15 protein-coding genes and 1 riboswitch are annotated in these 15104 nt (G+C 49.9%); of the genes, 10 read left to right on the forward strand and 5 right to left on the reverse strand.

Annotated features, from left to right (window positions below):
- Positions 1 to 224: 224 nt before the first annotated feature.
- The 4 genes from yehD (at position 225) to OLG56_RS08035 (ending at position 5053) form a co-directional block, all read left to right on the forward strand.
- Positions 225 to 758, forward strand: coding sequence for a fimbrial protein YehD (gene yehD / locus OLG56_RS08020; protein ID WP_000830680.1), 534 nt, complete (start codon positions 225 to 227; stop codon positions 756 to 758).
- A 61-nt stretch (positions 759 to 819) separates the two neighbouring features.
- Positions 820 to 1500 carry a fimbrial assembly chaperone gene (locus OLG56_RS08025; RefSeq protein WP_061377525.1) on the forward strand — a complete coding sequence of 227 codons (681 nt, stop codon included), beginning with the start codon at positions 820 to 822 and terminating at the stop codon, positions 1498 to 1500.
- A gap of 28 nt (positions 1501 to 1528) precedes the next feature.
- Positions 1529 to 4015, forward strand: coding sequence for a fimbrial biogenesis outer membrane usher protein (locus OLG56_RS08030; RefSeq protein ID WP_061377526.1), 2487 nt, complete (start codon positions 1529 to 1531; stop codon positions 4013 to 4015).
- A 15-nt stretch (positions 4016 to 4030) separates the two neighbouring features.
- On the forward strand, positions 4031 to 5053 hold the full coding sequence (locus OLG56_RS08035) for a fimbrial protein (RefSeq protein WP_000825909.1): 1023 nt from the start codon (positions 4031 to 4033) through the stop codon (positions 5051 to 5053).
- 43 nt (positions 5054 to 5096) lie between these two features.
- Here OLG56_RS08035 and rcnB read toward each other — a convergent pair whose 3' ends face one another.
- Positions 5097 to 5411, reverse strand: a complete 315-nt coding sequence (gene rcnB / locus OLG56_RS08040) for a Ni(II)/Co(II) efflux transporter accessory subunit RcnB (protein ID WP_000837534.1) — start codon at positions 5409 to 5411, stop codon at positions 5097 to 5099.
- A gap of 281 nt (positions 5412 to 5692) precedes the next feature.
- Positions 5693 to 5789: riboswitch (TPP riboswitch) on the forward strand.
- Between the two features lie 31 nt (positions 5790 to 5820).
- Between rcnB and thiM the strand changes: the two genes are divergently transcribed.
- From thiM to OLG56_RS08055, 3 genes are read left to right on the forward strand one after another with little or no spacing between them, the layout of a single operon-like run.
- Positions 5821 to 6618 (forward strand): hydroxyethylthiazole kinase, encoded by a 798-nt coding sequence (gene thiM, locus OLG56_RS08045; RefSeq protein ID WP_001182171.1) that lies wholly within the window; start codon positions 5821 to 5823, stop codon positions 6616 to 6618.
- Positions 6605 to 7405: a bifunctional hydroxymethylpyrimidine kinase/phosphomethylpyrimidine kinase gene (gene thiD, locus OLG56_RS08050; RefSeq protein WP_000822248.1), complete on the forward strand. Its 801-nt coding sequence runs from the start codon at positions 6605 to 6607 to the stop codon at positions 7403 to 7405. The genes thiM and thiD overlap by 14 nt, the downstream gene beginning before the upstream one ends.
- 35 nt (positions 7406 to 7440) lie before the next feature.
- Entirely contained in the window at positions 7441 to 8187 is a 747-nt protein-coding gene (locus tag OLG56_RS08055) for a GntR family transcriptional regulator (protein WP_000434062.1), read from the forward strand.
- Here OLG56_RS08055 and OLG56_RS08060 read toward each other — a convergent pair.
- Genes OLG56_RS08060 through OLG56_RS08070 form a run of 3 tightly spaced genes read right to left on the reverse strand, consistent with a single transcriptional unit; the run spans position 8161 to position 11395 of the window.
- Positions 8161 to 9126, reverse strand: coding sequence for a PfkB family carbohydrate kinase (locus tag OLG56_RS08060; protein ID WP_001012673.1), 966 nt, complete (start codon positions 9124 to 9126; stop codon positions 8161 to 8163). The genes OLG56_RS08055 and OLG56_RS08060 overlap by 27 nt on opposite strands.
- Positions 9123 to 10127, reverse strand: a complete 1005-nt coding sequence (locus OLG56_RS08065; protein WP_023226716.1) for an ADP-ribosylglycohydrolase family protein — start codon at positions 10125 to 10127, stop codon at positions 9123 to 9125. The genes OLG56_RS08060 and OLG56_RS08065 overlap by 4 nt, the downstream gene beginning before the upstream one ends.
- Positions 10124 to 11395, reverse strand: coding sequence for a nucleoside permease (locus OLG56_RS08070; RefSeq protein ID WP_001606221.1), 1272 nt, complete (start codon positions 11393 to 11395; stop codon positions 10124 to 10126). Before OLG56_RS08070 ends, OLG56_RS08065 begins: the two co-directional genes overlap by 4 nt.
- A gap of 253 nt (positions 11396 to 11648) precedes the next feature.
- On the opposite strand from OLG56_RS08070, the gene fbaB reads away from it, so the two are divergent.
- Positions 11649 to 12701 (forward strand): class I fructose-bisphosphate aldolase, encoded by a 1053-nt coding sequence (gene fbaB, locus OLG56_RS08075; protein WP_000129590.1) that lies wholly within the window; start codon positions 11649 to 11651, stop codon positions 12699 to 12701.
- A gap of 52 nt (positions 12702 to 12753) precedes the next feature.
- Here the strand turns inward: fbaB and yegS are convergent, their stop codons facing one another.
- A complete protein-coding gene (yegS, locus tag OLG56_RS08080; RefSeq protein WP_001273393.1) occupies positions 12754 to 13653 on the reverse strand; it encodes a lipid kinase YegS in 900 nt (299 codons plus the stop codon).
- 558 nt (positions 13654 to 14211) lie between these two features.
- On the opposite strand from yegS, the gene steD reads away from it, so the two are divergent.
- On the forward strand, positions 14212 to 14547 hold the full coding sequence (gene steD / locus OLG56_RS08085) for a type III secretion system effector SteD (protein WP_031602137.1): 336 nt from the start codon (positions 14212 to 14214) through the stop codon (positions 14545 to 14547).
- 121 nt (positions 14548 to 14668) lie between these two features.
- The gene (locus OLG56_RS08090) at positions 14669 to 15085 is read left to right on the forward strand and encodes a CesT family type III secretion system chaperone (protein WP_079900503.1); all 417 of its coding nucleotides are present in this window, start codon (positions 14669 to 14671) and stop codon (positions 15083 to 15085) included.
- The last annotated feature ends 19 nt before the right edge of the window (positions 15086 to 15104 follow it).

Here is a 15104-nt window from a genome sequence, read left to right on the forward strand (position 1 = left end):
ATTCGTTGTTTTTATATGTAAGGGCAGTAAATTTCGGAAATTAATAAGTTTACAAAATAATGATAAGCAATGATTATTTGTTGCAATTATATTGCAATCTGTAAATTGTTTTAAATCAACAAAACATCGTGTTTACATTGCGATAACTTCCTGTCTGTGAGAATTTTCTTTGCAAGGGTTAATAACTCTTAACAAATAGAAATTACTTCATTAAGGAAGAGATTATGAAACGTTCACTTATTGCTGCTTCTGTATTGTCTGCTGTATTTATGAGCGCTGGGGCTTTTGCTGCTGATGAAGATATGGGTGAATTAAAAATCAACGGAGAAGTGGTAGGAACATCCTGTACGTTCGAAGGCGCAAATAGCGCGACTATTGAATTATCCCAGGTAGGTGTTGATAGATTGACTGACTTAAACCCTGGCGATATATATACAGGATACACTAGTCCAGAAGCGATTTTAAAAGTAAAATGTTCGAATACAGCTAATCCACGAATTAGTTTTAACCGTTCTCAATTTGTGGATAATATGCAAATCACCAAAAATAATGCTACTAATAATGGTGCGGGCTTCGCTGTTTATCTTGATGGTATTCAGGTGAAACCTGATGAGTCGGGGAATTACACTCTGAATTCAAGTAAGTTTGAAAATGGTGTATATACCCTGAACTTTTCTGCCCGCTATGCCGCCGTTGAAAATACTGTAACACCAGGTTCTGTTGAATCTGTACTGACAATGACGGTATTAACTGATTAACAATCTTTTTTTGGCGGCTAAGCTTTTAGCCGCTTGTATCTCTTTTATAAGGTTATCGGCCATGAAACGGATGATTGCATTATGCCTGGCTTGTGCCGCTATGCCTGCGTGGAGCGGCATTTATATATATGGTACACGTATTATTTATCCGGCGCAGAAAAAAGATATTACCGTACAATTAATGAATGACGGTAAACGAAGCTCACTCATCCAGGCGTGGATTGATAACGGTGATACCAGCCTGCCGCCAGAAAAATTACAGGTTCCATTTATTATGACCCCACCTGTAATTAGAGTCGCGGCAAATTCAGGTCAGCAATTAAAAATAAAAAAACTCGCTAATAACTTGCCTGGCGATCGTGAAAGTCTTTTCTACCTAAATGTACTGGATATTCCACCAAATTCAGACGAGAACAAAGATAAAAACATTATTAAATTTGCGCTACAAAACCGGATAAAGTTGATCTATCGCCCACCGGGGGTACAGAAAGTCGATAAAGCAACATTTTCCCGCTTGCAGTTGCTTCGTGCGCCAGGGAGTATTAGCGTGAAAAATAATTCCGCAAACTGGCTCACTATTCCAGAAGTTAAAGCAAAAAGTAAAGTAAATAAAGAAACCTTATTACTGGCTCCATGGTCATCGCAGAGTATCACCACAACGGCAGTTGTAAATAGTTATACCGTGACGCTAATTGATGATTCTGGGAATTATTTAAACGAGACTATCAAAATAGAAAATTAAAAGCGGGGAATTAACCTAAGGATAGATAATGGAAAAGTTAAACGCCATCACGCTGTCACTTTTTGCAGCGTTGCTTACTTCACCCGCCTGGGCTGAAGAAGAAACATTCGATACTAACTTTATGTTCGGTGGGTTGAAAGGTGAAAAGGTGTCCCGTTATCAGATTGATAGCACCAAACCCATGGCTGGCGTTTATGAGATGGACGTTTATGTCAATAAAGAATGGCGTGGAACTTATGAGGTTAATATTCAGGATGACCCCGATAGTACCTGTATTTCTCCGGATCTGATCGCCAGCCTGGGAATTAAATTTACCCCGCAGAGTACAACAGTAGAAAATGAATGTATTGCGCTGAAAACGGTGGTTCATGGAGGTAGTGTTTCTTATGACACTGCCGCTTTTAACCTTTATCTGAGCGTCCCTCAGGCTTATGTGTTGGAATATGAAGCGGGCTATGCGTCTCCAGAGACATGGGACCGTGGAATTAACGCTTTTTATACATCGTATTATGCCAGCGAATATTACAGCCATTATAAAAGCGGCGGTAGTGAGAAAAATACTTACGCAAATTTTGTCAGCGGATTGAATCTGCTTGGATGGCAATTACATTCTAACGCTAATTTTTCCAAAAGTGACAATTCAGCTGGCAAATGGCAGAGCAATACTCTGTATCTGGAACGTGATTTCCCGGCGGTACTGGGGACAATGCGTCTGGGGGAACAGTACACTAGCGGGGATATGTTTGATACGGTGCGCTTTCGCGGGGTGCGCTTCTGGCGTGATATGCAAATGCTGCCGCACTCTAAGCAAAATTTCGCTCCGGTTGTGCGTGGCGTGGCGCAAAGTAACGCCCTGGTGACGGTTGAACAGAATGGCTTCATTGTTTATCAAAAAGAAGTTCCGCCTGGCCCCTTTGTATTTGAAGATCTTCAGCTGGCAGGGGGGGGAGCCGATCTGGACGTGAGCGTTAAAGAGGCTGACGGTACTGTTTCACGGTTTATTGTTCCGTATTCTTCCGTTCCCAATATGGTGCAGCCCGGCGTAGCAAAATATGATTTCGCCGCCGGACGAAGCAGAATTGAAGGAGCCTCTCAGCAAACTGATTTTCTCCAGGGAACCTATCAGTACGGGGTCAATAACCTGCTAACGTTGTATGGCGGAACGATGTTAGCCAGCGATTATCGCTCATTTACCCTTGGCACCGGGTGGAACACGCTGATTGGCGCGGTATCTGTCGACGGTACGTTGTCTCATAGCAAGCAGGATAATGGCGATGTTTTTGATGGGGAAAGCTACCAGATTGCCTGGAATAAATATCTCCCGCAATCAGCCACCCATTTTTCTCTGGCAGCATATCGCTACTCATCACGTGATTATCGCACTTTTAACGATCATGTCTGGGCTAATAACCGGGACAACTATCGTCGCGATGATGACGATATTTATGATATTGCAGATTATTATGAGAATGACTTTGGGCGTAAAAATACTTTCACTCTCAATATTAATCAGACGCTACCCGATGGGTGGGGATATTTTACTGCCAGCACCCTGTGGCGCGACTATTGGGGGCGTAGCGGTACAGGCAAGGATTATCAGTTAAGCTACAGTAATACCTGGCAGCGGCTCAGTTTTACGCTATCGGCAACCCAGACTTATGACAGCGATAACCGTGAAGATAAGCGCTTTAATATCTATTTATCGATTCCCTTAACATGGGGAGTAAAGGAGAATGGGGGAAATCGTGATATCCATTTATCGAATTCCACCACCTTTGACGATCAAGGTTATGAGGCGAATAACACCAGCCTTAGCGGCACGTTCGGTAATCGCGATCAGTTTAATTATACGACTAACCTCAGCCAGCAGCGACAGGAACACCAAACGACATTCGGGGGATCAGTAACCTGGAACGCCCCGCTGGCGACGGTCGGCGGCAGTTACAGCCAATCCAATCAATATCATCAGGTGGGCGGAAATATTCAGGGAGGGCTGGTTGCATGGGCCGATGGCGTGCATTTAGCCTCTCGCCTTAATGATACTATCGCGATTATTAACGCGCCGTACCTGGAAGGCGCGGCGGTGCAGGGGCGTCCCTATTTACGTACCAATGCAAAAGGTTATGCCGTATTTGAAGCATTGACGCCATACCGGCAAAATTTTATCTCTCTTGATGTCTCCGAGAGTGAAAGTGATGTCGCTCTGCTGGGAAACCGTAAAGTTACAGTGCCTTATCGCGGAGCCGTAGTGGTGGTTGATTTTGAAACAGAGACCAGTAAACCTTTTTATTTCCTGGCGCGGCGCGCAGATGGCGAGCCTTTAACGTTTGGTTATGAAGTGGAAGATGACGAGGGAAATAATGTAGGACTGGTAGGTCAGGGGAGCCGGGTATTTATTCGTACTGAAAAGGTTCCCGTTTCGGTAAAAGTCGCAACAGATAAACAACAGGGTCTTTTCTGTAAGATCACTTTTGATAAACAGATTGATGAAAATAACGTTTATATTTGTCGGTAATCTTTAGGTGACGCCATGAAAAGACTACTATTTTTATTAATAATGATGCAGTTTACGCAGTTGGGTTACGCGGCGTGTAATGCGACCTTAACCAACACGAAGGATTATACGATTCAATCCGATAGCTTAATGCTGGGGGGGGAGGAGTCAGCCATTATTACAAATGGTTTCACTGATGCCAATTGTTCTAATAGTGATGTTGTGACTAAATTAGAGACATCCGATCATATTATTGGTATGGGGCCGAATGATAGTGTTAAGTTAAAATTAAAAGTTGAATGGCAAAGCAGTAGTGCGATAAATATGCGCAACCAAAACGGTGTAATTGAAGCCCCCTATAAGATAACGATTTCAGAAATAAACTCACTGGAGGCGGTGACTGTGTCTGCCAGGGGGGGATACTCGGTTACGATAGATAATATAACGGTGATGTCGGGTGCAAAGAATCAATGGAGCGGTAGCGATTGGGTGGTATTTATTTTAAAATATATTGGCTGTTGGGGGAATAGAGAGTGTGTTGCGAACGTTATCACTGATCTGAATGGGAAAGGCGTTTATAAAGCCAATTTAACGATAAATTACAACCGTAAAGAAACTACCTGCGCTCCCCAGAATCTCACCATCACGTTGGACCCGGTGCCTATGACTAAACTCCGCACTAAAGGAGAGGTTAGTGAATTTTCTAAGCAGGGTGATATTATTCTGGATTGCAAAAATCAGGTACGGAATGCGATGCTGACATCACGGCAAATAGCGGTGAATCTACGTAGTGATTTAGTCTGGGATGAGAATGAAGCAGTCCTGAAACCGGATAACGATAATGGCGTTGGGTTTATCTTAAGAGATTCAAATCGGAGCCTGCTTAAAATAAACAAAGGAGCAGCGATAAACAGTATTTTCAAAACCTATGCCAAAGGCAGTGCAGTGAATTCGGTGGAAGCTATTCCTGTCTTTGCCACATATTATGTTCTTGATCCTGCAAAAGTTAAAGCGGGGCCATTACAATCGAAAGCATTAATCGTGGTATCTTATAATTAATTTTATGCTGTACGCACTCTTTATACAAAGAGTGCGTATATCATTATCGATGATAAAAAATCTCGCCATCATAGGCTTTGATGATTTTTCCATCGGTATCGTTAATCAGTACATACGCGCCGCCCATATAGGTCCAGTGAGTACCGGCATCTGGCGCGGGCAGATTACGTAATTTCCACTGTTTAATATTATACTCATCGGTGCGGTACATCTGCGGAACGGTATCGCCGGGCTTGAAGTGGGTGAAGTCGGCGATAAAACTTTTTAACTCATATTGATCAATGCCCGTTGTCGCGGGGGCGGCCCATGCAAAACTGGTTGCAAGCAACAGCGCGCAAGGCAGCAACTTACTTTTCATACTTTTACCCTCCACATATGCGGGTCAGTTAACATCGTGTGTATCATTTCTGCTGGTGGCGTATCTGACAAGCGCTATTTTGTTATCTCACGCCCCTTTTCGTAAAAAGTGTAAACGAAAGCGTCGTGCAGCAACATATCCGCCAGCAAGTTTGCCAGAACCGAATAGGTTTTGAGAACTATCTGATAACGCTGAAATTATCGTCCGCCGCTGGCTGTAAATTTACATTGTCTGGCGCAGACAGTATGCTTAATAGCGAAACCCCGCTTAACACGGCGGGGCTTGACGACTCGGGGTGCCCTTCGTTGTGAAGGCTGAGAAATACCCGTACCACCTGATCTGGATAATGCCAGCGTAGGGAAGTCTGACACTGCTCGTGTCCCTTCTTCACGCGGGCAGGAGCTGAACCATGCAGCCTGACCTGCACTGCCGCACGCTTGCGGCGCATACGTTAAAACACTTTCGCGCGCTCTCCCCGCTTACGCACTGTATGACGAATGACGTCGTACAAACGTTTACCGCCAATACGTTGCTGGCGCTGGGCGCTTCACCCGCCATGGTGATTGATCCTGTCGAGGCCAGACCGTTTGCCGCCATCGCCAACGCCTTGCTGGTTAATGTCGGAACATTAACCGCCTCACGCGCTGAAGCGATGCGTGCGGCGGTAGAAAGCGCTTATGATGCCAAAACGCCGTGGACGCTTGATCCTGTCGCAGTAGGCGCGCTGGAATTTCGTCGGCGATTTTGCCTGGATCTCTTGTCCCTGCGCCCGGCGGCAATACGCGGCAACGCCTCGGAAATCCTGGCGTTATCCGGCATGGCGCTGGGCGGACGCGGCGTAGATACCACCGAGGCGGCGTTGGCCGCACTGCCTGCGGCGCAGGCGCTGGCGCGTCAGATAGACTGCATCGTGGTGGTCACCGGCGAGGTAGATTACGTCACTAACGGTCAGCGCACGCTGAGCATTCCCGGCGGCGATCCGTTAATGACTCGCATTGTAGGCACCGGCTGCGCGTTGTCGGCGGTCGTCGCCGCCAGTTGCGCGTTACCGGGCGCCGCGCTGGACAATGTCGCGTCGGCCTGCTGCTGGATGAAACTGGCTGGACAGACCGCGGCAGAGCGTAGCGAAGGACCGGGCAGCTTCATCCCGGCTTTTCTTGATGCGCTCTATCATCTGGATGTAGAGGCGGCCAATGAAGAGAATTAACGCGCTGACGATTGCCGGTACCGATCCCAGCGGCGGGGCCGGTATCCAGGCGGATCTCAAGACCTTTTCCGCGCTGGGCGCATATGGCTGTTCGGTCATCACCGCGCTGGTGGCGCAAAATACCTGTGGCGTACAGTCGGTGTACCGGATAGAGCCGGACTTTGTCGCCGCTCAACTTGATTCCGTGCTCAGCGATGTGCGCATTGATACCACGAAAATCGGGATGCTGGCGGAAACCGATATTGTCGAGGCCGTGGCGGAACGACTACAGCGCCATCATGTACGTAATGTGGTGCTGGATACGGTGATGCTGGCGAAAAGCGGCGATCCGTTGCTCTCGCCCTCTGCGATAGAAACATTACGCGTCCGGCTGTTGCCGCAGGTATCGCTGATTACGCCTAATTTGCCGGAAGCCGCAGCGTTGCTGGATGCGCCCCATGCGCGTACGGAACAGGAGATGCTGGCGCAGGGGCGGGCGTTACTGGCGATGGGGTGTGAAGCGGTATTGATGAAAGGCGGGCATTTAGAGGATGCGCAAAGCCCGGACTGGCTCTTTACCCGTGAGGGCGAGCAGCGTTTTAGCGCGCCGCGTGTGAACACCAAAAATACGCATGGGACGGGCTGTACGTTGTCGGCGGCGCTGGCGGCGTTACGGCCCCGGCATCGCTGTTGGGGAGAGACGGTAAACGAGGCGAAGGCATGGCTTTCGGCGGCGCTGGCGCAGGCGGACACGCTGGAAGTGGGGAAGGGCATTGGTCCGGTACATCATTTCCACGCGTGGTGGTAGTATACTGCCTACAGACCCGTCGTCAGGAAAGATAAATGGAACAAGCGCATACCCGGCTCATCGCGCAACTGAATGAACGAATTTCAGCGGCGGATAATACGCCGCTATACATGAAATTCGCCCAGACGGTAAAGGATGCCGTGCGCAGCGGTATTCTTGAGCACGGTAATATTTTGCCTGGCGAACGCGATCTCAGCCAGCTTACTGGCGTCTCGCGCATCACGGTACGAAAAGCGATGCAGGCGCTGGAAGAAGAGGGTGTCGTCACGCGCGCCCGCGGCTACGGTACGCAAATCAATAATATCTTTGAATATTCCCTGAAAGAGGCGCGGGGATTTTCTCAGCAGGTTGTCTTGCGCGGCAAAAAACCGGATACGCTATGGGTTAACAAACGCGTGGTAAGTTGTCCGGATGAGGTCGCGCAGCACCTGGCGATCCCCGCAGGCAGCGACGTCTTTTTACTCAAACGCATTCGTTATGTTGATGAGGACGCGGTATCGATTGAAGAGTCCTGGGTGCCCGCGCATCTGATTCATGATGTCGACGCGATTGGCATTTCGTTGTATGACTATTTTCGTCGCCAGCACATTTACCCTCAGCGTACCCGATCTCGCGTCAGCGCCCGGATGCCGGATGATGAGTTTCAGTCGCATATTCAAATGGATGGTAAAGTGCCGGTGCTGGTGATTAAGCAGGTGGCGCTCGATCAGCAGCAGCGGCCTATTGAATACAGCATCAGTTATTGTCGTAGCGACCTATACGTTTTTGTGTGCGAGGAGTAGCGCCTCGCGCGTGGGCGCGCAGTCGCCGCCGCGATGCCCGACCACCCAGCTTGCCACCGCATTTCCCAGCAGTACGGCATCCGCGAGCGACCAGCCTGACGCCAGTCCTGCCAGCACGCCGCCAGCATGGCTGTCGCCCGCGCCGATGGTATCCACCACGGTTGCCGGAAACGCTGGCACAACGCCGGAAGATTGCGCGCTAAAATACCACGCTCCGTCTTTATCGTGGCGCACCACCAGCGGCGCGGAAAAGCGGTTTACCCATGCTTCGCCGAAAGTGCGCGTATCGGTCGCAAGCCCGGCGCGTTCCGCGGCGATGATGCCTTCCTGGCGATTGAGGGAGACGATGGGTCGGCAGGCCATAATGCGCGCCATTGTATCGTCTGTAATATCACCGATTCGTGGGCCAAAATCGATAAAAGGCGTTACATCGTCGACGGTTTCCAGCCACTGGATCAGTGGCTCGCCACAGGACGAGGCCAGTTGATAGCCAGACAGGTAGACAAGACTGCCCCGCGGTGTCCTGAGCTGCGACAGCCAGTCCGCATTCCACTGGTTTTCCACGCCGCTAAAAGACATAAACGTGCGTTCGCCATCCGGTTCGACTAACGCCAGACACCAGCCGTTATCCCCTTCAACCGCGTCAATCACGCTGGATAATCCCTCTTTTGCCAGACGGCGGCGAATCCTCTCCGCCCACACGCCCTGGCCCAGCGGCAGCGCATTGCTGGCGTCAATCCCCAGTCGTTTCAGCGCCACGGCAATATTCAGCGCACAGCCGCCGACATTGACGCTCTGTTGTTGCAGTTCAATATCGCCTCCGCGACGCGGCAACGTCCAGGCGTCGGCAATGATATCGATCACTGCCGCGCCGATAACGGTGAGCGGACGCCGGGTATGCAGGGTCGGTAATAATGTCTGCAACCGTGCGCCGTTCATAGTGCCTCCCGCCGTTGACGATAACTCGCCAGCGCAACGGCATAGCGCGCAAAATCCAGCTGATTAACCTCGTCCAGCGTTTGCTTTAACTGGGGGTTAATGGCGCTTACCCCGTGCAACGCGCCGCAAATGGCGGTAGCCATCGCGCCGATAGTGTCGGTATCGCCGCCGAGGTTAGCGCACAGCACGGCACAGCGGTTAGGATCGGTATTCGCCAGTTCCACCATGGCGATAGCGCAGGGAACCGATTCAATGGTGCTGGTTCCCGCGCCGATGATCTGATAGAGCTGTTCGCTGGCAGATTCGACGCCGTCGGCGCGGCGGACAATGTTTAGCGCCAGTTCCAGACGTGCCGATAGCGAGGCGCTAAACGTGGTAATACGCGCTGTCTGCGCCTGATGGGCGACGGCGGGGAGCGAGTCGGCAATACTTTGCCACGTGTCGCCGTTAACCGCTCGCGAGACGGCCCAGGCGACAACCACGGCGCCAGCCACCGCCAGATCGGATTTATGCGTCGGGCTGGAGGCTAACGCTACTTCTGCTATAAAGGCTGTCAGGTTAGTTGGCGGCAACAGGCAGCCCAACGGCGAAACGCGCATGGCCGCGCCGTTAGTCACGCCGTTATTTTCCAGCGCCGCGATGGGTTTGCCGTCGCGAATCGCATTCAGCGCAATTTTTGACGTCGGGCCGAGTACATTTTTATTGAACGCATCAAAGCGTTCCGCCCAGGCGAGGATGTTACGTCCAATAATCTCGGGATCAATGTTGCCTTCGCATTCGAGTAGCGCGTCGGCCAGGCAGAGCGCCATTGCGGTATCATCCGTAAACTCCGCGCGGTTAAAATAGCAGGCGGCATTATTCTCTTTTGGCCCGGGCAGAAAGCGGTCAATCCAGCCGAAATGCGCTTTGACGCGCGTTCTCGGCCACAGCTCAGAGGGCATTCCCATCGCATCCCCTAACGCTTGCCCGTAAAGAGCACCGAGAATACGTTCTGCTTTCATTTTACTTCCCCTTGTGTCAACGCAATATCGCGATCGTCAATAGCAGTGATCTCTTTGTCCGATTCGCGAAAGAAAATCATAAACAGTAGCGCGATGACGGCAATCATCACTGCGCCAAACGTCCACATGCCCGCCCAGTTGAATGTCAGACCGTTAACCGGTTGCGGATAAGCAAACATTTTTTCCATCATCACGCCGCCGAGACGATACCCCAGCAGGCTGCCGAATCCCTGACAGCAGAGGGTGATAAGCCCTTGCGCAGCGGTACGCATATGAACCGGCGCTTTTTTATCGACATAAATGTAGGCGGTGACGTAGTAGAAATCGTAACTTACGCCGTGCAGCAAAATACCGAGGAACAGCAGGGCGTAAGTGAAGTACGTCTCCGCGCCGCCATAGACAAAAAAGCCGTAGCGGATCGCGGCGGTAATAAGACCAAGCAATAATACCTTTTTAATACCAAAGCGCTTAGTGAAAAAGGGCAGCGCCAGCATAAAGAAGATTTCAGAGAACTGGCCGAGCGTCATCCAGCCGGTGGCGTTTTTCATTCCCACTTCTGTCAGATAGCCGTTAGCGAAGATGTAGTAGAAGGCCAGCGGCATCGCAAACAGGAAGGAGCAGATGAAGAAAACGAGAAAGTTTTTATCGCGCAGCAGGATCAGCGCATCCAGCCCCAGCATCACTTTAATATCCATCTTGCCGGTGCTTTTTGGCGGCGTGTCTGGCAGACAGGACGCAAATACGCCCAGCAATGCTGAACTTGCGGCGGTTATGAGCAGTGGAATGTTGGTGGGGGAAATATCGTTATAGCCTAACATTTGCGGCAGGAATCCACAGGCGAGGCCGGAGGCAATCCACCCAATGGTTCCCATAACGCGAATGCGTGGAAAATCGCGTTCAACGTCCGGTACGTTAGCGAAGGCAATGCTGTTTGTCAGCGCGATGGTCGGCATATAGGTCAATGAATAGGCCAGAAGCAGCGGAAAGAATCCGGCAAAGGTGGTTTGCTGCGCCGCGAAATACATCAGTACGGCCCCCGCAAACATCAGTACCGCCAGGACTTTTTGCGCCGAGAAAAAACGGTCGGTAACGGAGCCGACCAGAATCGGCGACAGGATCGCCGCAATGGCGGTACAGGCATAAGACCAGCCTATTTCACCGGCGGAAAACCCGCTTTTATTTAGCCATAGCCACAGGGGGACGAACCAGGCGCCCCAGATAAACCACTCCACGAACATCATGAACGACAGTTTAAAGGTCGTTTTCATTTTTGAATCCTTCATGACAGGTAAGGTACGCCACGACAATACCATTTAATAATACCTTTTAAATACCATTGAGCATTAATTTTGACCGATCTAACACTTTTTCGGACGTGAATCGAGTCAGCAGATAGCGCCGAAAAAATGCGCTAAAGTTGGCAAAAATGGTCGGTCAGTACCAGGCTTATTGCGACCCGCAATCTGCGGGGCAGGACTATTCACCTTCCGATACCCTATCGGAACTTACGGGAGCATAGCTATGACTGATATTGCGCAGTTGCTTGGCAAAGACGCCGACAGCCTTTTACAGCATCGTTGTATGACCATTCCTTCCGATCAGCTTTATCTACCCGGCAAGGATTACGTTGACCGGGTGATGATTGACAATAATCGTCCACCAGCCGTTCTGCGTAATATGCAGACGCTCTATAATACTGGACGCCTGGCGGGAACAGGATACCTTTCGATACTGCCCGTCGATCAGGGGGTGGAGCACTCCGCCGGCGCTTCTTTTGCGGCCAACCCGCGCTACTTTGACCCAAAAAATATTGTTGAATTGGCGATTGAGGCCGGCTGTAACTGCGTGGCCTCTACCTACGGCGTACTGGCCTCGGTTTCACGGCGCTATGCGCACCGTATTCCGTTTTTGGTCAAACTGAATCACAACGAAACATTGAGCTATCCGACAGAGTACGATCAGACCCTGTACGCCAGCGTTGAGCAGGCGTTTAATATGGGCGCCGTGGCGGTAGGCGCGACGATCTATTTCGGTTCGGAACAGTCTCGTCGCCAGATTGAAGAGATCTCCGCCGCTTTTGAGCGTGCGCATGAGCTGGGTATGGTGACCGTATTGTGGGCTTACCTGCGTAATTCTTCCTTTAAAAAAGACGGCGTCGATTACCATGTATCCGCTGACCTGACGGGGCAAGCCAACCATCTGGCCGCAACGATTGGCGCGGATATTGTGAAACAGAAAATGGCCGAGAATAATGGCGGTTATAAAGCGGTCAACTTCGGCTATACCGACGACCGCGTGTACAGCAAACTGACCAGCGATAACCCGATTGATTTGGTACGTTACCAGTTGGCGAACTGCTATATGGGACGCGCCGGGCTTATCAACTCCGGCGGCGCGGACGGCGGCGACACTGATCTCGGCGACGCGGTTCGTACCGCGGTGATCAACAAACGAGCCGGTGGAATGGGGCTAATTCTGGGACGTAAAGCCTTTAAGAAATCGATGGCTGATGGCGTGAAGTTGATTAACGCCGTACAGGATGTCTATCTGGATAGCAAAGTCACCATCGCCTGAGTTCAACGAAGAAAAGCCGGATGTGAGCGCATCCGGCCAGCGACAGGTGTTATTAACGTAGCAACGGGCAGTCTGGCGGCAGCCGACAGCGTAATGCGCCAGGTAGCACCTCAATATGAAATTCTTGTCCGCTGAGTGGTTCGCCATCCAGATTAAACGTGATTTCATGCGGTGCATGAATATCAAACCACGCCGAGGCGCCGTCAATAATATTCGGATTGTCATCTGACTGCGTGAGTGTGGAAAACAGCGCCGGCAGCAGCTCTTCGCCGGTAAAAATCCGTAGCTGTAACAGCCCGTCGTTAATCAGCGCGGTGGGACATAATTGCTGCCCGCCGCCGGCCTGACGACCGTTGCCGATGCCGATCACCAGCGCATCTCCCTGCCAGTGAAAGTTTTCGCCACGTATTTCGCAGCGGTCAGGGGTCAGCGTATCCATTCTCATCAGACCGTGGATAAGATAGGAGACGCCGCCCAACGCGGCTTTGAGTTTTTCCGGCGTTTCAGTGGTAATGCGGGTGCCAAAACCGCCCGTCGCCATATTGATAAAACAGGTTTTATCATTGACCCTGGCCATATCAATTTCCATCGCGTTTCCGGCAATCGCCAGTTTCAGCGCTTTGTCCAGCGCTTCAGGAATACCGGCGCTGGTGGCAAAATCGTTGGCAGTGCCGAGCGGCAAAAGGCCCAGTGCAGGGGCTACGCCGTCGCGGATCTGGATGAGCGCGGTCGACACTTCATTAATGGTACCGTCTCCGCCGCCGGCAATCACCGTTTCAACGCCCAGTCTACGGGCTTCATCAACGTAACGCTGCGCGTCGCCTTTTTCCCAGGTTACCCGAACGTGAATCTGTATGCCTTCGTCGCGAAGGAGAGTAATGGCCTCACGTAGCGGCTGGTTATCAGCGCTTTTGCCATTGAGGATCAGTAAGCTGGCGGGAAAGTTAGCCATCCGTTATGCCTTAATAGGTTGAACAACAATCTCCAGAAAGTGTATAGCAGAAATGAAAAAGCGAGGTCAGAACAGGATGAAAATTGAAATGTTGCGCACTTATTGCTTTACCGTTTTTCTTCCTGCTGTACGCAGCGGTAAGAGAAGCATAGTTTAAGGCAAATGGCGACAAGAGAGATGCCGGTATGCGCATTGAGTAGCGCTTGTGAGGGTGCAGGGAAACCACAAGGGGGAGTCAGACGCTTTCCGATATAGCGCCTTTAATAACGAAACGGAGGATTAACAAGACGAACATACGTCAGTTATCAGTATTAATTTCAAACACCATAATATCAGATAAAAACCTGATATTTATTACCAAACATAATTTTTAATAGCATAAAATCGAAATGTTCTTTAGACTGCTTTGGCAGGAACAAGGCGCACTATTAGCAGTACACTATTCTTGTTATCAAATAAAACCTATTTAGATGATGACTTAGCGCGGTGTCTTATAGTCGTGCCTGAGGTACCGCTTTTCTCATAAACATAAACAGGCATGTGCATGAAGAGGTTTATATGAATGTCACTTCAGGCGTGAATGCGCAAACGCCATTGCTCCCTCCTTCTGAACGGGGTAATGACGAAAAACCAGTAGCTGAAATCGTTGAGTTTAACGCTTACGGCAATAAACCCAGATGTTTAATGTGCCTGGGAACCACGGCATTGTTTACAGGTGTTTTCAGTGGGGTATGCTCAGGGGCTGTCGCCAGTGTCAGTAGTGGTGCTGCATATACTACCGCTCTGACGGTTTTAGGCGCATCGTTTGGCATGGGGGGAATTGGTATGATGGGAATATGCGCCGGACTATACCTTAGCGCAAATGGCATCAGAACCCGGCCAGCCTGGCCATAAATGAGCAAACACAGCAAGTCATAGGGAAAAGATGAATTCCGACGATGACACGGGGTGTTAAGCGTCCAGACAAGAGGCTTATGACTTATATAGAAACTCTTTAAATAGAGTATGGGGTGTTATGTATTCAAGAGCCGATCGCTTATTAAGACAGTTTTCACTAAAATTAAATGCCGATTCAATTGCCTTTGACGAAAACAGATTATGCTCATTTATTATAGATAACCGTTACCGTATCTTACTAACAAGCACTAATAGCGAGTATATAATGATATACGGTTTTTGCGGAAGACCTCCGGATAATAATAATCTTGCTTTTGAATTTCTCAATGCTAATTTATGGTTTGCAGAGAATAATGGGCCACATTTGTGTTATGATAATAACTCACAATCATTATTACTGGCTCTCAACTTCTCACTCAATGAAAGTTCTGTAGAGAAACTTGAATGTGAAATTGAGGTAGTTATTAGATCAATGGAGAATCTGTATCACATTTTACAGGATAAAGGAGTAACTCTGGATACCGATTATACGTGACGGTGGGAAGGGCGAGTAA

The sequence above is a fragment of the Salmonella sp. 2018103 genome (genome assembly GCF_026247685.1).
Classification (GTDB): domain Bacteria; phylum Pseudomonadota; class Gammaproteobacteria; order Enterobacterales; family Enterobacteriaceae; genus Salmonella; species Salmonella enterica.

Bases quoted from the DNA above. Each gene is read 5' to 3' on its own strand.
- OLG56_RS08030 (WP_061377526.1), top strand. From the start codon at position 1,529: ATGGAAAAGTTAAACGCCATCACGCTGTCACTTTTTGCAGCGTTGCTT.
- thiM (WP_001182171.1), top strand. From the start codon at position 5,821: ATGCAGCCTGACCTGCACTGCCGCACGCTTGCGGCGCATACGTTAAAA.
- OLG56_RS08055 (WP_000434062.1), top strand. From the start codon at position 7,441: ATGGAACAAGCGCATACCCGGCTCATCGCGCAACTGAATGAACGAATT.
- OLG56_RS08065 (WP_023226716.1), bottom strand. From the start codon at position 10,127: ATGAAAGCAGAACGTATTCTCGGTGCTCTTTACGGGCAAGCGTTAGGG.
- thiD (WP_000822248.1), top strand. From the start codon at position 6,605: ATGAAGAGAATTAACGCGCTGACGATTGCCGGTACCGATCCCAGCGGC.
- steD (WP_031602137.1), top strand. From the start codon at position 14,212: ATGAATGTCACTTCAGGCGTGAATGCGCAAACGCCATTGCTCCCTCCT.
- yehD (WP_000830680.1), top strand. From the start codon at position 225: ATGAAACGTTCACTTATTGCTGCTTCTGTATTGTCTGCTGTATTTATG.
- OLG56_RS08090 (WP_079900503.1), top strand. From the start codon at position 14,669: ATGTATTCAAGAGCCGATCGCTTATTAAGACAGTTTTCACTAAAATTA.
- OLG56_RS08025 (WP_061377525.1), top strand. From the start codon at position 820: ATGAAACGGATGATTGCATTATGCCTGGCTTGTGCCGCTATGCCTGCG.
- rcnB (WP_000837534.1), bottom strand. From the start codon at position 5,411: ATGAAAAGTAAGTTGCTGCCTTGCGCGCTGTTGCTTGCAACCAGTTTT.
- OLG56_RS08035 (WP_000825909.1), top strand. From the start codon at position 4,031: ATGAAAAGACTACTATTTTTATTAATAATGATGCAGTTTACGCAGTTG.
- fbaB (WP_000129590.1), top strand. From the start codon at position 11,649: ATGACTGATATTGCGCAGTTGCTTGGCAAAGACGCCGACAGCCTTTTA.
- yegS (WP_001273393.1), bottom strand. From the start codon at position 13,653: ATGGCTAACTTTCCCGCCAGCTTACTGATCCTCAATGGCAAAAGCGCT.
- OLG56_RS08070 (WP_001606221.1), bottom strand. From the start codon at position 11,395: ATGAAAACGACCTTTAAACTGTCGTTCATGATGTTCGTGGAGTGGTTT.
- OLG56_RS08060 (WP_001012673.1), bottom strand. From the start codon at position 9,126: ATGAACGGCGCACGGTTGCAGACATTATTACCGACCCTGCATACCCGG.